Source organism: Cupriavidus sp. FW305-F7, from assembly GCF_058782875.1.
Genome location: NZ_JBYSYC010000020.1, coordinates 1 through 19,831, shown reverse-complemented (window position 1 = coordinate 19,831; position 19,831 = coordinate 1). Strand labels below are relative to the sequence as shown.

The 19,831-nt window shown below is 64.2% G+C and carries 14 protein-coding genes and 1 pseudogene; 6 read left to right on the top strand and 9 right to left on the bottom strand.

The window, feature by feature from the left end; all coding sequences use genetic code 11:
• The first annotated feature begins 19 nt into the window (after positions 1 to 19).
• Positions 20 to 1,516, top strand: coding sequence for a M81 family metallopeptidase (locus AC3WL8_RS19315; RefSeq protein WP_492378646.1), 1,497 nt, complete (start codon positions 20 to 22; stop codon positions 1,514 to 1,516).
• Positions 1,517 to 1,555: 39 nt separating this feature from the next.
• On the opposite strand, the gene AC3WL8_RS19310 is transcribed toward AC3WL8_RS19315, so the two are convergent.
• Positions 1,556 to 4,843 (bottom strand): bifunctional cytochrome P450/NADPH--P450 reductase, encoded by a 3,288-nt coding sequence (locus tag AC3WL8_RS19310; RefSeq protein WP_492378645.1) that lies wholly within the window; start codon positions 4,841 to 4,843, stop codon positions 1,556 to 1,558.
• Positions 4,844 to 5,007: 164 nt separating this feature from the next.
• Between AC3WL8_RS19310 and AC3WL8_RS19305 the strand changes: the two genes are divergently transcribed.
• Positions 5,008 to 5,655 carry a TetR family transcriptional regulator gene (locus AC3WL8_RS19305; RefSeq protein ID WP_013952646.1) on the top strand — a complete coding sequence of 216 codons (648 nt, stop codon included), beginning with the start codon at positions 5,008 to 5,010 and terminating at the stop codon, positions 5,653 to 5,655.
• An 80-nt stretch (positions 5,656 to 5,735) separates the two neighbouring features.
• Here AC3WL8_RS19305 and AC3WL8_RS19300 read toward each other — a convergent pair whose 3' ends face one another.
• Positions 5,736 to 6,179 (bottom strand): cupin domain-containing protein, encoded by a 444-nt coding sequence (locus tag AC3WL8_RS19300; RefSeq protein ID WP_013952647.1) that lies wholly within the window; start codon positions 6,177 to 6,179, stop codon positions 5,736 to 5,738.
• A 435-nt stretch (positions 6,180 to 6,614) separates the two neighbouring features.
• On the opposite strand from AC3WL8_RS19300, the gene AC3WL8_RS19295 reads away from it, so the two are divergent.
• Positions 6,615 to 7,913, top strand: coding sequence for an MFS transporter (locus tag AC3WL8_RS19295; RefSeq protein WP_492378644.1), 1,299 nt, complete (start codon positions 6,615 to 6,617; stop codon positions 7,911 to 7,913).
• On the opposite strand, the gene AC3WL8_RS19290 is transcribed toward AC3WL8_RS19295, so the two are convergent.
• On the bottom strand, positions 7,910 to 9,136 hold the full coding sequence (locus tag AC3WL8_RS19290; protein WP_492378643.1) for a cyanophycinase: 1,227 nt from the start codon (positions 9,134 to 9,136) through the stop codon (positions 7,910 to 7,912). The two genes, AC3WL8_RS19295 and AC3WL8_RS19290, sit on opposite strands and share 4 nt — an antisense overlap.
• 426 nt (positions 9,137 to 9,562) lie before the next feature.
• Positions 9,563 to 10,786: a polyhydroxyalkanoate depolymerase gene (locus tag AC3WL8_RS19285; RefSeq protein ID WP_211982157.1), complete on the bottom strand. Its 1,224-nt coding sequence runs from the start codon at positions 10,784 to 10,786 to the stop codon at positions 9,563 to 9,565.
• 177 nt (positions 10,787 to 10,963) lie between these two features.
• Between AC3WL8_RS19285 and AC3WL8_RS19280 the strand changes: the two genes are divergently transcribed.
• Positions 10,964 to 11,317, top strand: coding sequence for a hypothetical protein (locus AC3WL8_RS19280; protein ID WP_153955857.1), 354 nt, complete (start codon positions 10,964 to 10,966; stop codon positions 11,315 to 11,317).
• Positions 11,318 to 11,448: 131 nt separating this feature from the next.
• On the opposite strand, the gene AC3WL8_RS19275 is transcribed toward AC3WL8_RS19280, so the two are convergent.
• The 5 genes from AC3WL8_RS19275 to AC3WL8_RS19255 form a co-directional block, all read right to left on the bottom strand.
• Entirely contained in the window at positions 11,449 to 12,771 is a 1,323-nt protein-coding gene (locus AC3WL8_RS19275; RefSeq protein WP_153955856.1) for a CitMHS family transporter, read from the bottom strand.
• Between the two features lie 187 nt (positions 12,772 to 12,958).
• Positions 12,959 to 13,999 carry an isocitrate/isopropylmalate dehydrogenase family protein gene (locus tag AC3WL8_RS19270; RefSeq protein ID WP_153955855.1) on the bottom strand — a complete coding sequence of 347 codons (1,041 nt, stop codon included), beginning with the start codon at positions 13,997 to 13,999 and terminating at the stop codon, positions 12,959 to 12,961.
• Between the two features lie 313 nt (positions 14,000 to 14,312).
• Entirely contained in the window at positions 14,313 to 15,845 is a 1,533-nt protein-coding gene (locus tag AC3WL8_RS19265; protein WP_492378642.1) for a CYTH and CHAD domain-containing protein, read from the bottom strand.
• Positions 15,846 to 16,076, bottom strand: a complete 231-nt coding sequence (locus AC3WL8_RS19260) for a hypothetical protein (protein ID WP_013952655.1) — start codon at positions 16,074 to 16,076, stop codon at positions 15,846 to 15,848.
• Between the two features lie 88 nt (positions 16,077 to 16,164).
• Complete coding sequence (locus AC3WL8_RS19255; RefSeq protein WP_013952656.1) at positions 16,165 to 16,494, bottom strand: hypothetical protein; 330 nt, start codon at positions 16,492 to 16,494, stop codon at positions 16,165 to 16,167.
• A gap of 153 nt (positions 16,495 to 16,647) precedes the next feature.
• Here AC3WL8_RS19255 and ppk1 point away from each other — a divergent pair, with 153 nt between their 5' ends.
• On the top strand, positions 16,648 to 18,783 hold the full coding sequence (gene ppk1, locus AC3WL8_RS19250) for a polyphosphate kinase 1 (RefSeq protein WP_153955853.1): 2,136 nt from the start codon (positions 16,648 to 16,650) through the stop codon (positions 18,781 to 18,783).
• A gap of 547 nt (positions 18,784 to 19,330) precedes the next feature.
• Positions 19,331 to 19,831: pseudogene (locus AC3WL8_RS19245) on the top strand (hypothetical protein); the annotation flags it as partial.

The window sequence follows — 19,831 nt, the reverse complement described above, 5'->3', positions numbered from 1 at the left end:
TCAACTTACGGAGACAACATTGGCAACACGGATTCTGATCGCCGGATTTCAGCACGAGACCAATACCTTTGCACCGTCAAAGGCCACCTATGCCAGCTTCGAGCGCGGCGAGGGCTTTCCGGCGATGGTGCGTGGCGATGACGTGCTGTCGCTGCGCGACGTCAACATTCCGGCCGGCGGCTTCATTGCCGCGGCAGAGCGGCGCGGCTGGACGCTGCTGCCGGTGATCTGGGCCGGCGCCAGCCCATCCGCGCACGTGACTGAGGATGCGTTCGAGCGCATTGCCGGCGAAATCGTCGAGGCCACGCGCGCCGGCGGGTTCGATGCGGTCTATCTGGACCTGCATGGCGCGATGGTTGCCGAACATACGGACGATGGCGAAGGCACCCTGCTCACGCGCATCCGTGCCGTGGTGGGGCCGGGCGTGCCCGTGGTCGCGTCGCTCGATCTGCATGCCAACGTCACGCGAGCGATGCTCGAGGCCGCCGACGCACTGGTGGCCTATCGTACGTATCCGCACGTGGACATGGCCGAGACCGGCGAGCGGGCCGCGGCATTACTGCAGCGTTTGCTGGAGGGCAGGGGGCCGCTGCATCGCGCCGTACGCCGGCTGCCGTTCCTGATCCCGATCAACGGCATGTGCACGATGCTGGAGCCTGCCCGCGCCATGTATTCGCTGCTGCAGCAGGGGGAAAGCGGCGCCGTGGTGTCGCTGTCGTTCGCGCCGGGCTTTCCCGCAGCCGATTTCCCGGAATGCGGGCCGGTGATCTGGGGATACGGCGAGGATGCCGCAGCGGTCGAGGCGGCGGTGCAGGCCTTGTACGACCGGATGCTGGCGGAGGAGCCTGCCTGGGAGGTCCCGTTCCTCTCGCCGGACGAAGCCGTGCTCGAGGCCATGCGGCTGGCCGAGGGGGCGACGCGCCCGGTGGTCATTGCCGACACGCAGGACAATCCCGGGGCCGGCGGCGATTCGAACACCACGGGCATGCTGCGCGCCTTGCTGCGTCACGGCGCGCGGCACGCGGCCATCGGGCTGATCTGGGATCCGGCCGTGGCGGCCGAGGCGCACCGCGCCGGCGTGGGAGCCACCATCGACGTCGCTCTCGGCGGTGTTTCCGGGGTCCCCGGTGACGAGCCGCTGCGGGGGCGCTTTAAGGTGCTGAAGCTCTCCGATGGCGTATGCCGCTACGGCGGGCCGATGATGAACGGCATGCTGGCCGATGTCGGGCCCGTCGCGCTGTTGAGTATCGACGATGTGCTGGTGGTCGTCAGTGCCGGCAAGGCCCAGATGCTGGACCGCAACCTGTTCCGCGTAGGCGGGGTAGAGCCCGAGGCCATGAAGATTCTCGTCAACAAGAGCTCGGTGCATTTCCGGGCCGATTTCCAGGGCATCGCGCACGCCGTGCTGGTGGCCAAGGCGCCCGGCCCGATGACGGCGGATCCCGCAGACCTGCCCTGGACCAGGCTTGCCCCCGGCATCCGTCTCAAGCCGATGGGCAAGCCCTTCCAGGGCTAGTACCGCGCCAGCGACGCGACCGAGCGACCCGGCGGGGCGTCAGTTGAAGACATCCTGCCGGTACCTGCCCGTGCTGACCAACTCCGCCAGCCAGTCCGACGCAGCCTCTGGTGTCATCCCCCCTTGCTCTGCGCCGATCTGAATCAGCACCTGCCTGACCGCGGGCGCCATGTGGCGGCCGTCGCCGCACACGTAGACGATCGCACCCTGGTTCAGCCGGGCCCAGACATCGGCACGGCGCTGCCACAACAGGTCCTGCACGTAGCGCGGCTCGCCATCCACGACGGAACAGGCCAGGTGGACCTGCACCACGCCCTGTGCCTGCCAGCGCGCCACGTCGTCGCGGTACAGCCAGTCGTGCGCGGGGTGGCGGCACCCGTAGTACAGCTGCGCCGGGGCCACCGGCTGGCCGGCCGCCTGTTGCGCGGCCCGCTCCTCAAGAAAGCCTCGGAACGGGGCAATGCCCGTGCCGGGGCCGATCAGGATCATGGGCGTGGCCGGGTCCGCCGCAGGAGCGAAGGCGGGATTGGGCGTGCGGATGGCGCCCGCCACCATGGCGCCGGGCGCCAGGCCCTGCAGCCAGGTAGAAGCCACGCCGCGGAAGAGTCTGCGGCCCGACAGCGCCGCAGACCAGACCGTGCCGACGGTGATGGTTGCCACGTCGGGTGAGACCAGCGGCGATGAGGCAATCGAATAGAACCTCGGCCGCATCGGCACGGTGCAAGCCAGCAGGCCGGCCAGGTCCAACTCGATGGCGGGAAAGCGGTCCAGCATGTCGGCCAGCCCGAGCCGGCGCGGTGCCACCTGGGCGGCGTACCCGCTCTCGGCGTCGTCCGAGGCCAGCTGCTGCAGGGCCTGGCGCGTGACCGGGCAGCGCGAAGACTGCGACAGCAGGCGCAAGGTCTGGCGCGACACCACGTCCTGCAGTTCCACAAAATGGGTCAGCAGCTGCCGCACGGACAGGGCCTCGCCCAGCGGCAGGCCGCGCGCGGCCCCGCCGGAGGCGGACAAGGTGACGATGGCGTCCGGGTCGATGCCGATCCGCTCGCACAGGGCCGCGACCATCCCGGGCTGGTTCTGCGGATAGACGGCGAGGTGGTCGCCCGTGGCGTAGCGCACGCCTGCGGGCAGCCTGAGGCGGATATCGCGCGTGGAAGTCCGCGGCGCCTCGCGCGAGAAGTCCCACAGGCCGGATGGATCGTTCACCAGCTCGGTGTTGGCCAGGACCGTGAAGCCCTGGGTGTTTGCCGGCAGCGTGGACGCGCGGATCTCGGCGACGTCTCTCATCTGCACCCGGACCGGCGGCGTTCCGTGGGCCGGCCCGCCCACGCTGTCACCGGCCTGCAAGGCTTGCCACAGCGAGGCCAGCCAGCGTTCCGCGGCCTGGTCGAAGTCGCCGTTGCCGTCGGCTTCGCCACGCGGCAGCAGCGGACTGGCGCCGGCATTGGTGAAGAATTCATAGACCCGGCGCGGGAAGGCCTGGTACGTCGGCCATTGCGAGTTGCCGCAGCCCAACACGGCCACGCTTAGCCCTTCTGCGCGGTAGCCGCTGGCGGCGCCGCTATCGAGCAGCGCTTCGAGGCGCCTTGCCGAGTCCGGCGCGCGGCCATTATAGGTGGCGGCGATGATGACGGCCAGGCCGGTGGTCGGGAGCGCGTCGGCCACATCGTCCAGGTCGCGCAGCGTCGCATCAAAGCCCGCCGCCAGCGCGCCGGTATGCACCTGCTCAGCCAGTTCGCGCGCGGTGCCAAGGCTGGATCCGCACAGCACGGCAAGCGGCCTGCCGCCGCCCTGCACATCAGGGCCCGCCTGCGGCGCTTGCGCGGTCCCGGCGACCGGCGCCGCAGCGATGCGCTCATGCGGCCGGCGCCGGCGCGCACGCACCGTGAATCCGTCGGGTTTGATCGTCAGCGTTTCCTTGATGCGGAACTGGTAATCGTGCGCATCGGTGAACTGGAAATTGCGCAGCATCAGCGCCAGTGCCAGCTTGGCCTCGGTCAGCGCAAACTGGCGGCCGATGCAGGCACGCTCCCCGTTGCCGAAAGGCATGTAGGCGTGGCGCGGCAGCTTTGCCTCCTGCTCAGGCAGGAAACGGTCGATGTCAAAGCGTTCCGGGTCGGCCCACACCTTGGGGTCGCGGTGCAGCGCGGTCAGCACCACCGACAGGCGCCTGTCCTTGCGGATCAGGTAGCGGCCGCCCAGCAGCGTATCTTCAAACGGCGCTACGGCGAAGGCGGGCGCGGTGGGCCACAGGCGCAACGTTTCCTTCAGCACGCGGTCCAGTACCGGCAGCCGCGCCAGGTCGGCGTAGACCGGCGCAGCGTCGCCGGGCAACACGGCGTCCACCTCCGCGTAAGCCTGTGCCATCACGCCCGGGTTGCGCAGCAGTTCGTACAGCGCGAAGGTGAGCAGCCCGCTGGTGGTCTCGTGACCCGCGATCAGGAACGTGATCACCTGGTTGCGGATGTTCTCGTCGTCCAGCCGCTGGTCGGTGTCCGGATCCCGCGCTTCCAGCATCAGGCCGAGCAGGTCGTTGGCCGTGCTGCCCCGGCGTTGCGCCGCGTTGCCCGCGCGCCGCCGCCGGATCACGTCGTCAACCAGGTCGCGCATGAAGCGGGTGTCCTGGTCGAACTTCTGGTGTGCCGCATGCATGAAGCGGTCTTGCAGGGCAAAGCGCGTCAGCTTGGACATCGCCTCTTCCAGCGCGCCGACCATGGCCTCGATGAAGGGGTGCAGGTTTGCGCTGGCGAACGATTCAAAGTCGTAGCCGAAGCCGGACAGCGCGATGGTATCGAGCGTCAGCCGCGTCATGTCGTCCGCGACGGCGATATCGGCATCCGGGCCTTGCCGGTCCCATTTGTCCACCAGCCGGTTGGCCACGCGCAGCATGACGTCGAAGTAGCCCTTCATCGCGCGCTGGCTGAACGCCGGCATCAGGATGCGGTGCGCCTTGCCCCAGTTGGCCTCGTCGGAGCGTGCGGTGAACAGGCCATCGCCGGCCATGCCGCGCAGGTAGGACAGCGGCGGGCCGATGTACTTGCGGAAACGCGCGGCATCGCACAACTCGCTGGCCAGTGCCACCGACGTCACAAACGGCACGCGCCGGCCGGCGAAATTCAGCTCGAAGATGCCGTCATGATGGCGGCTGCGCGCCAGCAGGTGCTGGCCCAGCGCACCGGGTGTGATCTGCAGCAGGTTGCCCACCAGCGGCCAACCCGGGTCGCGCGGGATGGGCTCAGGGTTGGGGGCATGCATGGGGCGGGCAGGGGATGGATGCGGCGCGTCGGAGGCCTGGTCGGGGCTGGATAGCTCAATGGGCGGCGGCATGGCAGGGCGGTGTCTCCTGAACGGGCGCTGACACGCGATTTGCCACGTGCGGCCGTTTCATTTAACGTAGACATCTGTCTACCGGCGCAAGCGTAGACAACTGTAGACATGCTGTCAACGAAGCATGTCGGGCAAAAACCGAGTCCTGCTACTAAACCGCATTCATGGAAGCCATTGCCGACGGCAAACGCCGCCTGATCGACGCCGCGTTGCGGCTGGCCGCAGCCAAGCGCAGCTTTGCGGCACTCAAGCTGCGCGAGATCGCGCGCGAGGCCGGCCTGAATCCCAACACGTTCTACCGGCATTTCAGCGACATGGAAGACCTGGCCATCACCGCCATGGCCGAGGTAAGCGCCGAACTGCGGCCGATGCTGCGTGCGGTCCGATGGGCCGCTGCCCGCGACAACCCGGGTGAAGTGGCCACGCGTGCGTGCGAAGCCCTGTTCTTGTACGCGCAGCATCACCCGGATGCATTCATCGTTGGTGTGTGCGGGATCACGGGCCCGCAGCCCGCGCTTCGCGTTGCCATTCGCACGGTGCTGGATGACATCGCCGCCGAGATGGCGGAAGACATCGAACGGCTGGGGTTGTGTCCCAAGCTCTCACGCCCGGCCATTGACGACGTCTGCGCGTACGTCGTTTCCTACCTATTCCATCAATGCGTCGACTACATCGAAGCCGATGCTGCCGGACGGCGCAGGCTGATGGCGCGCTCGGTGCAGTTGAGCTGCTGGCTGCTGCAGGGCGCGGCAGGGCCGAATGCCCAGCCGGGAACGAAATCAGGCAGGGAGCGCAAGGCCGTGGCTGCGTAGCAGGTTGCGGCGAAACACGCAGAAGGAAGAACCTCAGCCGAGGCAGCGGTCGAAGCGAGGGGGTGTGTCCGGGCCAGCGCTCACCCTGAAATTTTGATGCCACACTCTTGCGCCACCGCCAATAGCTTCTCCATGTCTGGCGCGCCTGGCGGAATTTCCTCATCGAGCCGCGTGAACAAGCGCGATGCGCTTCCGCCGTGGCTGGTGACTGAAATCATTTCGCCGCCGCCGATGCCGAACCGGAAGTAATGCACGGTGCCCGCCGGCACATGAACAAAGGTGCCAGCGACAGCAGTGATCGCTTGATCGCCATAGCCGATCTCGATCGTCCCCCTGGTAACGTAGAACGATTCGTCCCAGTCATGGCTATGGGGCGGTGGGCCACTGCCTTCTTCGCCCTGCTGCAGAAATACCTCATAACCTTGCGTGGCGGCATTGGACGCCAGCACCGTGATCCTTTCTCCTACCACGTTGAGCGCGCGTGCATACGCATCCGGAGTCACTGCAAATGGTTCTGGTTTCATGTTTCTCTGCTCCGTCAGTGAGAACGTCGCCGTGGAGAGGGTAGCCAGGTCTGAGGCATGCGGTCGCTCCAAAGCGAGCCGGCCACGGTGCCAGGCGGTGCCCCTTTTTGATGTCTGGCAATCTTAGGCGCCCCACGATGGGAAGTCATCGCCAGGAAGCGAGGATTGCCGCGGCCAATGTGCGTCAGCAAACATTGCTTCCATGCGCAATGTCACTTGCCCCTGGCTCGTTTTCCCATTTCAATGGAGTTGAGAGAAAGAAGGGATGACATCATCCGGCGTCACATACGATCCGCGAGGTGGCGGCCACGCCGATGGATGGCCCGGTACCTGCGCTTCGTATACGCCAATGAGCCGGTCGAGCGCCTGGCTGGCATTCGCGAGCGGATTCGCCTGGCGTGGGACATCTGATACGTGCAACGCTGAGCGACGAAAATGCTGGCCGCTTCTGGTCATGATGGTTCCGAGGGCAGCGACCGAACCCTGCTGTATTTCGGTTGCCTGACCCTGTTCATCGCTCTGGCAACACCAGCCGGTTCCCTGGTGGATATACAGACGTCGTACCTGCTCAAGAACCAGTTGCATGCGACCGCAACGCAGATCTCGATATTCCGGCTGGTGACGGGAATACCGGTGTATCTTGCATTCGTTTTTGGTCTCGCGCGCGACCAATGGAGCCCGCTGGGATTGCGGGATCGCGGCTTCTTCCTGATTTTCGCTCCGGTGACCGCAGTGGCATTCATCTGGATGGCGTTTTCAGGTTTCTCATACGCGGGACTGGTCATCGGGTTGCTGCTGGCAATGCTGTCGTCCCGGTTTATCGCCGCAGCGTATCAGGGGCTGATCGCTCTGGTGGGCCAGGAGAAGCTCATGTCCGGGCGCCTGAGCGCACTGTTGAACGTGGTCGGCTCGGTCCCGGTTGTTGCGGCAGCGTTCGCCTCCGGGTACATCTCCGATCATCTGGCTGCAAAAGAAGCCTTCCTCCTGGTAGCGATGTTCGCCTTGTCGATTGCCCTGTTGGGGCTCTGGAAGCCCGTTTCCGTCTTCGGCCATCTTTACGAGAAGCCGCAAGCCAGGGGCACGGATCTCGTTGGCAATGTCAGGCGGCTGGTGAGACATAAGGCTGTTTATCCAGCGGTTCTCATCTGCTTTCTGTGGAACTTTGCGCCAGGAGCGGCCACGCCGCTGCAGTTCTATCTGAGCAATGAGCTGCATGCATCGGATTCCGTTTACTCGTACTACAACGGGATCTTTGCCGCCGCCTTCATCCCGACATTCTTGCTGTATGGCTTCTTGTGCAAGAAGGTATCGCTGAACAAGCTGCTGTGGTGGGGAACGATCGTCGCAGTGCCGCAGATGATTCCGCTGGCATTCATTCACTCGGCCAATCTTGCCCTTGTCTTGGCGGCACCGATAGGGCTGATGGGCGGTGTCGCCACGGCAGCATACTTCGATCTCGCGATGCGGTCCTGTCCGCCAGGCCTGCAAGGAACCTTGATGATGCTGGTGGATGGCGTTCTCGCGCTCTCGGCGCGTGCCGGCGATCTCCTGGGCTCATGGATCTATAACAGCAGCCCAACGCACGGTTTCACATATTGTGTGATCGCGACTACCGTGGTGTACGCAATGATCCTGCTTTTGATCCCGCTGACGCCGAAAGCACTGATTGCTACCAGGGATGGCGAACCAGGCCCGGAGGTCCAGGCGCTGGCGGAGGAGGCGAACAGGCCCTAGTAATGTATGGTGGCCGGGCTCTGGATGCCGGCGTTCTCGTCAACGACATACGCTTCGATTCCCGCGCTGCCGCCGTTCCACCAGTTTGTCATATCAAAGACAGTCTCGTCGTCCAGCCGCTGGACATGGACGCCGTAGATGGTTAGCGGCTTGCCGGGCGCGCAGACCGCGGGCGAAGTCAGTGGCCTCAGGAAGTGAACAGCGCTGGGCGATGTCGTGGACAGGTTGGTGACGCGCTGTGCAATGAAACGGCCTGAGATCTTCTGAATCTGCAATGCTGTCTCGACGTCAAGGCCAATCCCGCGGGCGGCCGACGGGTTCTTCAGGACTCCGCCCTCGCAGCCTGAACCGGACCATGGCGCAATGCTTCTTGACAGGAACGTGACCAGCCTGCCCATGCGATCGCGCGAGTCGAAGTGCGGATCGACGAACGTATCGTCCAGTGCCGTAGCGTTCAGGAAACTGGGCCCGGAGAACCCTTTCGGGTCAAATGTCATGTACTTGTTGTACGGATCGCTCAGCGCCTGCGTCGATGTGACCGTCCCTTCGATGGCGGAGAAAACGAACTGCCCCAGCACGTTGGCCCCGGCGCTGGTGCCGCCAACAGGTACGTTCTGCTGCATGAGCGCGGCGATGGTCGCGTTGAGCTTCGTACCTTTCCAGAACTTGATGTAGTTGCTCTGGTCGCCGCCCGCAATCCACAACGCGTTCGCGCTGCCGACAACGGCATTGACAAACGGGTCATTCGCCGCGGCAGTGTCGGTAATAACCAGCGTTTCCGCCGCAGTCAGGCCGAGGTACGCGCCACCGACATACCCGTCCACCGCGGGCATATCGGTCGCGTTCTTCTTGTTGCTGTAATAGAAGTAAGGGTCGTAAGCGTCGGTGCCGGTCGCGCGAATCACGACCAGGCGGCCGCCCGTTGCTTTCGTAATGCCCGCTTGCTGAATCATCCAGCGATACGCGCCGTCTACATCGGGCCCGCCACCCATGATGACCACCGGCTGCACCGCCTGTGGCTGCGGTGTGGGGAGGGTCTGCACCGGCACCGGATTGCCAGTCTCGAAGTACTTTGTGCCGCTTACGAAGTAGCTGTAGGAGGCGGTAGTCTTGTCACCTGCAAGCGCAGGGGGAATCAGCACCCCGAGGGCCACGCTGATGCAGGCGACCGCGTAGTACCCCAACATCCTGCAACGCTGGGTGAACTTCGAAATGGATTCCATGACGTGACACCCCCTGCCGCTATCTTCTTTGTACAACTCGGTGACGACAGAAAAGCAACGCGCCAGATCCATGGAAGGGCTGGCGGATGTCACGTCACCAGGCAAAAGCTCCCGCCGTTACTCCGAGCACGGGTGCGGGACGTGCAGGCGTTCCGTTATAGACGCTGGCGCACAAAAACTCCAGCCGACGCTGACCGCGGCAGCAGATGCGGTGAGGCAGAAACGACCACCAGCAACAAAGCCCCTATCGCGGCCAGCTTTCAAAGGTCACTACTGGCAGCGCTTTCGCATGCCGGATCGCCTTGAGAGCAAGGGTGCCACGGCAATCGGAAAGGTCTGTTCGCTGGCATACGCAGGCGTTGCACTGCTTGCCAGTCCCCCGGCTTGGAAGCTTGCGCAACCGTCCTCGCCAATGCGACGCAGCGCTCAGTCTGCGCACCGCTGAATGAACTGCGTCATGGCAGGCAGGATGGACTCCCGGAAACGCTGGCCGGCGAAGGTGCCGTAGTGACCCACGCCGTCGACGACCAGGTGTTCTTTCCGGTCGGCGGCAAGGCCTGCGCAGAGCGCGTGAGCCGCTTCGGTCTGGCCGCGACCGGTGATGTCATCGTCGCTGCCTTCGATGGTCAGCAATGAAACGTTCCTAATGGCCTCGGGGTAGACACGGCGCTGGCCGACTTCCATGCAGCCGCGGCACAGGTGATGCTCCAGGAAAACCTTCTGGATGGTTTCCAGGTAGTACTCGGCCGGCACGTCGAGTACGGCGTTGTACTCGTCATAGAACTTGCGATGCCTGGCTGCCTCGCTCTGCCTGCCATCGACCAGGTGGCGGTAAAAGTCGAGATGAGCACCGGCGTGCTGTGCGACGTTCATCGATACGAAGCCTGCAAGCTGGAGGAAGCCCGGATACACCCGGCGCCCGTTTCCCGGGTAGCCGGCGGGCACCCGTTCGATGACGTTGGCCTCGAACCACGCCAGCGAATGTTGCCGCGCGAACTGGTCGACCGCCGTCGGGCTGACGCGGGTGTCGATCGGCGCGGCGATCAGGGTCATGGAGCGGGGCTGCACCTGCTCGTTGTCTTCGGCCATCTGGGCGACCGCGCAAAGCACCGGGACCCCGGGCTGGCAAACCGCCACGATATGCGTGCCGGCGCCGAGGTATCGCAAGAACTTTTTCAGGTAATCGACATAGCCGCCAAGATCGAAGTGCCCGGCGTCAAGCGGGACCACGCGCGCATCGGCCCAGTCGGTGATATAGACATCATGACCGGGCAGCAATGCCTCGACCGTCGGGCGCAGCAGGGTGGCGTAGTGGCCGGAGAGCGGCGCCACCAGCAACACCCGGGGGCCAGGACTGGACATGTCCTTCCTGAAATGCAGCAGCCGGCAGAAGGGCTCTTCGATGAGCGCGGTCTCGGTGACGGCCACCCGTTGCCCACGTACCAAGACCTCGTCGATCTCAAAGCGAGGTTTCCCGTAGGACTTGGTCAGCCGGGTGAACAACTCAAGCGCGGCGTCGGCCTCGCGCAGTCCCGGAAGCCAGGCGACCGACTCGCCCCAGAAATTGACTGCGCGATAACCTGCTTCGATCATCGCCCCGAGCGGGCCAAGGGACTGCAGCGTGAGTTCCCGCAGAGCATAGAGCGCCATGGCGATTCCCGCCTTTTTGAATTGGTTGGTGTGTTGTTCTGGCGCAGGGGCCGGCAAACCGGGTGCTGCGCAATGCGGGCTTCAGCGCAGTTGGCGTGCCCGACAGCCGCACGGCCGGCTTCGTGCAAGGTGGGCGGGCGGGCGACAGGCTTCTGCCGCGGGTGCGTAGGTGGGAAGGTGGCGCTGGTGCACCCAGAAGTGCTGCGCGCGGCTCAGGTGCCGTCGATGTCGAATGGACTGGCTGCGGGAAGCACCGGTGTTGCCGTGGCGGCCGTTGCGGCCGGACTGATGCGCGCGGCCCAGGTCGCACGCGAATCGGCTGGAATGCTGCATGATGCCCCCCACTACTCAAGCCACCAGCATTGGCGTCGCAATGCCAGCGGTACAGCTTGTAATCAAGTTACGCCATTTACATTCAGTAACATATTCGATCTAACCCTATTGCAACGCTTTGCATACGTCCCTGGCAACGAAGGAAGGCTGGCGGGATCATTCGATGCGAATGTGGCCTTATGTGCCGGCGATATGTGATCCTCTATTGCCAGAAGGGCGGACCCAGCCGGACCGTCTGCCAGGCTATTTGTAAATTTTTGCAAGTTGCGTTCGGGTAAAACGTCAGGCAGGCGGATGTGGTTGACCCGCCCGGTCCCGCTTCCTCGCTGTCACGCTGCCCGGCCAATGACCGGAATCACGCCGAACGCAACAGTGGCCAGCATCATGACCACGGCCGCCGACAGCGCCCAGAGCAGCGTATAGCGCTGGTGATCGCCAAATTCGACCTCAGCCAGGCCGACCAGCAGGTAGGTCGACGCGACCAGGGGGCTCAGCAGGTGAACCTGCTGCCCGATCAGCGAGGCGCGTCCGATCTCCGCCGCGCCGATGCCATAGACGGCGGCAGCCTTGGCCAGGATCGGCAGGATGCCGAAGTAGAACGCGTCGTTCGAGATAAAGAACGTGAACGGAATGCTCAACACCCCGGTCACCAGGGCCATGTACGGGCCCATCCAGTCCGGCACGGCGCTGATGACGCTGTTGGCGATGGCGTCGACCATCTTGGTGCCCGACAGGATGCCGACGAAGATGCCGGCGGCGAAGATCAGCGACACCACCGGCACGACGTTGGCGGCATGCGCGCCCATGCGCTCCTTCTGTTCGTGCAGGCTCGGGTAGTTGACCATCAGCGCGATGGCGGATGCGATGATGAACAGCGCAGGCAGCGGCAAGGTGCCGAGAATCAGCAGCACCATCAGGGCGATGGTCAGCAGGAGGTTGAACCACAGCAGCTTCGGCCTGGCGATCTGCGGATCGCCGGCGGCAGCCTCCGGCATGGCATGGCCGTCATCACCGGCCCCGGTGCGCATCAGTGCGATGGTGCCAAGCCGGTTGCGTTCGCGGCGGCCGAGCAGGAATGCCACGAACAGGCCCCACATGCCGGTGACAATCATCGGCAGGATCATCGGCACGAACAGCGAGCCCACGTCCACGCCCAGCGCGCTGGCGGCACGCGCGGTCGGGCCGCCCCAGGGCAGGATGTTCATCAGCCCGCCCGCCATCATGATCACGCAGGCCAGCACCAGCCGGCTGATGCCCAGGCGCTTGTAGAGCGGGAGCATCGCGGCGCAGGTGATCATGTAAGTGGTCGAGCCGTCGCCGTCGAGCGACACCAGCGCGGCCAGCACGAAGGTGCCCATGATGATCTTGACCGGATCGCCGCCCACTAATTTCAGGATCACCCGCACCACCGGATCGAACAGCCCGGCATCGATCATCAGGCCGAAATACAGGATGGCGAACATCAGCATCACGCCGGTCGGCGCCAGCTTCTTGACGCCGTCCAGCATCATCGGGCCGAGTTCCGGGCCGAAACCGCCGATCGCGGCGAACGCAATCGGAACGAGGATCAGCGCCACCATGGCGGAGAGCCGCTTGGTCATGATCAGTGCCATGAACACGATCACCATCGAATAGGCGAGCAGGGTCAACATCTTTCTCTGTATCTCTTTGCCGCCCTGCAGCGTGGGGCGCTTGGGGGCGGGTGTGTGTGCGTCCGTCTGGCGCACGAGGTCAAGGGCGAGGCCGATCCCGCCGGCACGGCAGGGCGTGCCGGGTATGGAATGACCGCGGAGGGAGGCAGTCTTGTGCGCTGGCCCAGGCGGGCCGCGCGGGTGTGGCTCAGTTGGCGGATTCGATGCGTTTCACTACCGCGTCCGCAAACTGCAGCGTGGAGGCCGTGCCGTGCAGGTCGCCGGTCTTCACCTGGTCCTGGCTGAGCGTCAGCTCGATGGCTGAGCGCAGGCGCGTGGCCAGGTCCTGTCGGCCCACGTGGTCGAGCATCAGGCCGGCCGCCAGCATCAGCGAGATGGGGTTGGCAATGCCCTTGCCGGCGATGTCGGGCGCGGAGCCGTGCACCGCCTCGAAGATCGCAGCGTCGTCGCCGATGTTGGCGCCCGGCGCCATGCCAAGCCCGCCAACCAGGCCGGCGATCTGGTCCGACAGGATGTCGCCGAACAGGTTGGTACAGAGCAGCATGTCGAAGCGCCACGGGTTGAGCACCAGCTGCATGGCGCAGGCGTCGACAATAATGTCGTCCATGTCCACGCGGCCGGCATAGTCCTGGGCGACTTCACGCGCCGCTTCCAGGAAGATGCCGGTGAGCGCCTTCAGGATATTGGCCTTGTGCACCACGGTAATCTTCTTGCGGCCGTTCCTGACGGCGTACTCGAAGGCGAAGCGGGCAATGCGCCGGCAGGCGTCGCGCGTGTTGGTGCCGGTGGACACCGCTACCGCATGCGGGTCGTCGCCGACCGGGATGTAGTAGTCATGGGCCACATAGAAGCCGCCGACGTTCTCGCGCACCAGCACCAGGTCGATATTCTCGAAGCGGCCCGGCACCAGGGTGCGGGCCGGGCGCACATTGGCATAGAGGTTGAACGCCTCGCGCAGGCGCACATTGACCGAGCGGAAGCCGCCGCCCACCGGCGTGGTCAGCGGCCCCTTCAGGGCCAGGCCGGTGCGGCGGATGCTGTCCAGCGTGTCTTCGGGCAAGGGATCGCCGCTGTATTCGACGCCTGCCATCCCCGCCCGTCGGATATCCCAGGCAAATGGGGCGCCAAGCGCATCCAGCACCCGGACGGTGGCGTCGACGACTTCGGGACCGATCCCGTCGCCGGGGATCAGCGTGGCCGGGATCTGTTCGCGTGCACCGTTTTCCATTTGCGTTCCTGTCGTGAATTGAGCGTTTCGCTGGCCGGCCAGCCGGGGCCAGGGAGGCTGTGTTTCTCGTCCCTGGCGGGGATTCCGGCGTTCGCGGCCGATCCGGCTAACCAGGGGCCCGATTCTAGGCGGGGAAGGCTGTCAGGAAACTGTCAATGTGCCGGCTATGTCATTGGGGTTTACGCTGAGGGCGACAAACTCTGCTGGCGGGGACCGGCTGACGAATCGGGGCCGGCGACGGTGAAATCGTCTTCGCTGCAGTGCGCAGGGACTGGCCGCGACGATGAACGTGCGCCGATGTCCGGAAGCCGCGCTAAGCGGGCAGGCGCGCCGCCTTGAATTGTTTCCAGAAGCGGCGCAGCGGCTGCCTGTCAACGCTGACACCCTTTGCGATATAGCCGCGCGCATAGCCACAGCCAATCGCAAGTTGCTGCCGCTCTGTCCCCAGGCGCAGCAACAGTCCCTTTGCGACCGCCATATCATTGCGCCATCCCAGGTCATCCTGCAGGCGCGACAGTTGCCGGCGATAGCGGCGCAACTTATTCGCGGCAAACAAGGATTCAAAGAACTCGGTCGCGTAGCGCAGCTTCTTTGCGGCGATACGCGCACGATGGCGCCGCTGCTCATCGAGCCTGGCCATGCCTCGGCCCCGCTTGAGCAGCCTGCGTTGCCGCTTGCGCAACGTGGTCAGCGCGAAGTCCCTGGCGGATCCGGCAAGTGCCGCGCGCTGCGCTTCGTCCAGCCCATGGTCCCAGTCCGCGCTGCCCAGCCAATGGCTCAGCGTCAGGACCAGCCGGGTGTAACGATCGGAATTCACGGCCTGGGCCGCGCGTTGCCGGGCATCGGCTGCGACTGCCTTCGCCGCGGCAAGCACCGCGCCCGCGCCCACGTCCTCCGGCGCCCCATCGAACGCCTCACGCAAGGTGGTGTTGGCGAGCACGTCCCAGTCGCGTGCGGGGCCCAGTTCATCCGCAATCCATTTGAGTTCCGCTTGCAATGCCGGCGGGCAGGCAATCAGCGGCTCAAAGATATCAAGCGCCGAGCGCAGGCGACGCAGGCCGACACGCATCTGGTGCACGCTTTCCGGATTGGAGCTGTTGACCACGCCGCGTTCGTTCCCCGAGATTTGCGCCAGGCAGTTCCGGGCAATGCACTGAAACACCGCTTCCGCCGACCCGGCGTCGGCCAGCCTGAGGGGCTGCGCCCGTACCGCTTCATTGGCCTCGTCAGCGACCAGTGCATAGCCACGGTCGCCTTTGCTGGCGCGGCTCAGGCGCATTGGCACTGCGTCGAGCAGCCGCAGGGCAAACGCTGACAGATGGGCCGGCTCCCCGGCCTGGATCTCCATCTCAAGCTCGCGGATTGGTTCCGTGGCATCGTTCGCACGGACCACGCCGCGATCGACAGCCAGTTCGACCTCGTCCCCCTGTGGCAAGCGCAACAGCAGGACCGTGCGCCGGACATCCGTGATGAAGATCGGCTTCAGGCGTTCTGCCAGGTCGCCTTCACGGAGCAGCGTCCCCAACGCAGTGCCCTCGGGCAGCTTGTCTCGTAGTGCACCAAGATCTGGCGTATTTCCGGAAACCACCGACTCAAACTCTTCCCGCTCGTAAAGCGCCCCATGCTGCGTGCCACAGGTCTTCAAGGTCTGCACGTAATGATCACCCGCTTGTCGTACGCGCAGCGATGCGTGCATACGCCGAAAGGCAAGATCCGACGTATCGAAATACGTGCTCACGAGCCTGTCCTCGTGCGGCGGCTCCACGCAGCAGGACGACACCAGGGGCAAGCCGATCAGGCCTTCGGCCTGGTCCTGCAGCAACTCGAGCTTGAGTTCGCGTTCCATTTATCCGAGCTTTGCCGTGTCCTCGAATTTTGCGTATACGCTGGCCTGGACTGCGTTCATCACTGCAAGGATCTCGTCACTGGCTGGGCCGCTGGTTGTTACGCCCGTGGCGTTCTTCGGCTTCGAACCGGGCGGGTCGAAGACAAAGAGCGTATCGAACTTTCCGGCCGACGCTTTCTTCAGGCGCCGGTTAAGTGCTTTCAGGTATCGCTTCTTGTCAGTCTTTGACATAGGTTCCACGGTTATCCGCGGTGGTAATCACAACCAAAATCATTGAACTACCTGCTTAGTGAATTCACTGCGTCACCAGGCGGCACTGCTAGTGCGGCTGGCCTCCATTCGACTCCGCGCCGGTGAAAGGGATTTCGTGCTCCCGCAACTTCTGCAGTGATCGGGTCAGCCTGGCGCCGTACTTGCGGTCCGCGGCCAGCAGCAGGGCCTCTATGCCGTCGTCCAGCCCGGCAAGCTCGCGGTCACCCGGCAGCCTGGTCGCTTTCATCTCCTGCAATTCGTTGGCAATGCGCTTCGCCAGCTTGCGCACAAACTCCGGGTCAAGGTGCCCTTGCGCTGCAGCATCTCCAATATGCTCGATCAAGCGCTTCAGGCCGTCCGGGGTGGTCTCGGTCGCAGAGAGTATTTCGTGTGTCATCGGCAGCTCCAGTGGGCGCGTAAGATCATTCTACGCATCGGATGCTCATAAGATGGTACGTATTTCGCGGGAGCAGTGCGATCCAATTCGCCCCGATATGCGTGATACGCCAGCTAGAATCTGGAAGGATTCCCCCGCACAGGCACTCACACCATGAAACCCGAATCCGATCCCATGCAAAATGCGTCGCCGACGGACGCGGGGGAGGAGCGCCTCGGCACCCCGGTCGATCCGGATGGCCTGCTGAATGGCAATGAGCTCTATATCAACCGTGAACTCAGCCAGCTGGAGTTCTTCGGGCGCGTGCTGCAGCAGGCCGCCGATCCCGCGGTGCCGCTGCTGGAGCGCCTGCGTTCCCTGTGTACCTTCAGCAGCAATCTGGATGAGTTCTACGAGATCCGCGTGGCCGGCCTGAAGGAGCAGTGCCTGCTTCAGTCTCCGGTGGCCGGCCCGGACGGGCTGACGCCGCAGGCGGTCTATGCGAGGGTCAACCAACGGGTCCGGGAGCTGGTTGATCAGCAGTACCGCCTGTTCAATGACATGCTGATTCCGGCCATGGCCGAGCAGCAGATCCGCTTTTTGCGGCGGCCCTCGTGGAACCCTACGCAGGCGGAATGGATCCGGGAGTTCTTCTTCGCCGAACTGATGCCGGTCCTGACACCGATCGGGCTGGACCCGGCGCATCCGTTTCCACGGGTGCTTAACAAGAGCCTGAATTTCGCCGTCGAACTCGAGGGCAAGGATGCGTTCGGGCGCAACTCCGGCTATGCGATCGTGCAGGCGCCGCGAGCGCTGCCGCGGGTTATCGCTTTGCCACCGGATATCGCCGGATGCGAGCATGGCTTTGTTTTCCTTTCTTCCATCCTGCATGCCCACGTCGGCGAGCTGTTCAGTGGCATGACGGTGCGCGGCTGCTACCAGTTCCGCGTGACCCGCAACAGCGAGCTGTTCGTGGACGAGGAAGAGGTCAAGAACCTGCGCGAGGCGCTGCAAGGCGAACTGCCGCACCGTCATTATGGTGATGCGGTCCGGCTGGAGGTGGCTGATAACTGCACGCCGGCAATGACTGCGTTCCTGCAGCAGCAGTTCGGCCTGGCGGCAAGCGAGGTGTTCTCCGTCAACGGACCGGTCAACCTGGTTCGCCTGATGCAGGTGCCAGATCAGATGGACCGGCCGGAACTGAAGTACCTGCCTTTCCGGGCCGGCCTGCCGAAGGTGCTGCACGAGCATTCCGATATCTTCCGCGCCATTCGCGAGGGCGACATCCTGCTGCATCACCCGTTCCAGTCGTTCACACCGGTGGTGGACTTTGTCGTGCAGGCGGCACAGGACCCCGATGTGGTGGCAATCAGCCAGACGGTGTATCGGGCCGGGCACGACTCGGTCCTGCTCTCGGCACTCATCGAAGCCGCGCGCAACGGCAAGGAAGTCACGGTCGTGGTGGAACTGCTGGCCCGCTTCGATGAAGAGGCCAATATCGGTTGGGCAACGCAACTGGAGGAAGTCGGCGCGCATGTCATCTATGGGGTCGTCGGTTTCAAGGCGCACGCCAAGATGGTCATGGTATTGCGACGCGAGGGTGGGAAACTCCGGCGCTATGTGCATCTAGGCACCGGGAACTATCACCACCAGACCACGCGCACCTATACGGATTTTGGATTGCTCACATGCAATGAGTCGCTGACGCAGGATGTGGCGCAAGTGTTCAGCCAGCTGACCGGCCGTGGCCAGACCCATTGCATGACCCATATCTGGCAATCGCCCTTCACGATGAAGCAGGCATTGCTTGAGGCGATCCGGCGCGAAGCCGGGCACGCCAGGGCCGGGCGCAAGGGATGGATCATTGCCAAGATGAATGCATTGCTGGAGCCTGACCTGATCCAGGCGCTGTACGACGCCTCACGCGACGGTGTCCGTATCGACCTGATCATCCGGGGCGCCTGTGCGCTGCGCCCCGGCGTTGCCGGCTTGTCGGAGAACATTGCGGTGAAATCGGTCATGGGCCGGTTTCTCGAACACTCGCGCATCTTATATTTCCACGACGGCGGCGCGGAAAAGGTGATGCTGTCCAGCGGTGAATGGATGGAACGAAGCCTGTCCCGGCGGATCGAGATCTGCTTTCCCATCCTCGATGCCAGGTTGAAGGAACGCGTCATCGCGGAAGGGCTGAAGCCGTACCTGGCAGACCGGTGTGACGCCTGGCAGATGACGCCGGACGGTAGATACGAGCGTCAGGCCTCGCGTGACGGCGAGGCTGCGCAGAATATCCTGCTGTCGGCTTTGACGTGAGCCCTGCATAAGGGCGCCGCATCATCCGCTCGCGAATGGCCGGTTGAATCCGCGGATCGAAGCAGGCCACCGCATAGTTGATGTGGCCCATGACGTTTCATTTTCTATACATACTTTTTCCGATCGCTCTGGCGGCCTGTCTACTACTTCCTCGCTAAGCCGTTCAGCTCGCGCCAGCATTCCCCTCCAGTGGGGATTGACCGCATTTTTCGGCGCCCTGGATACCAGTTCCGCGGTGCCTGCCGGAACCTCCGGAAACGACTTTCCATGACCGGCAATGCCTTGTCCTGCAAGGCTTCACGGGAATTCCACAGCCTCGCGGCGACTGTTCCCCATGACCAGTGCCGTGCGCTCCGACATTATCCTGCGCGCCGGTGGCGCGGCGTATTTTCATCCGCGCCGCGGGATGCCATTCCGTATAACCGCGGCCTCGTCCATAGAGCCGATTTTCCATTCCAATTCCGCCAGCTAGATTGACCTCATCGTTGGCGCCGCCAAAGCCATCGAATTTTACGTGCTCAAAAGGCCAAGGAAAAGGGGTCCATCCATGAAACGCATCCACATGAAGCTGGCGGCTTTGCCGCTCGCCTGTCTCGTCATCACGGTCGCAGGTTGCGGGGGAGGCGGGGGCGACTCGACCTCTACCACTGCCGCCACTACAGCACCAGGCACCGGCACGTCAACGTCAACGCCGACGTCACCCACGTCGCCAACAACGCAGACCGCGGCCAGCAGCAGCGCCTTGCTGTCGGGTACCACCGATCCCGGGCCCGAGATCGGTAAAGACGGGGACTTCTACCTGAATACCGTGACCTGGATGCTGTTCGGGCCCAAGGCAAACGGCGTGTGGCCGGCAGGGGTTTCGGTGGCGGGTACCGGTAATACCGGCACGGCCGGAAACACCATCCTGTCCGGCTCGGTCGATCCGACCGACAGCGTCGGCAACAATGGCGACTACTACATCAATACCTCCACCTCGACCCTGTTCGGGCCCAAGGCAAACGGCACGTGGCCACCGGGCGTCCCGATGGGTGGCGGCACCGGGTCG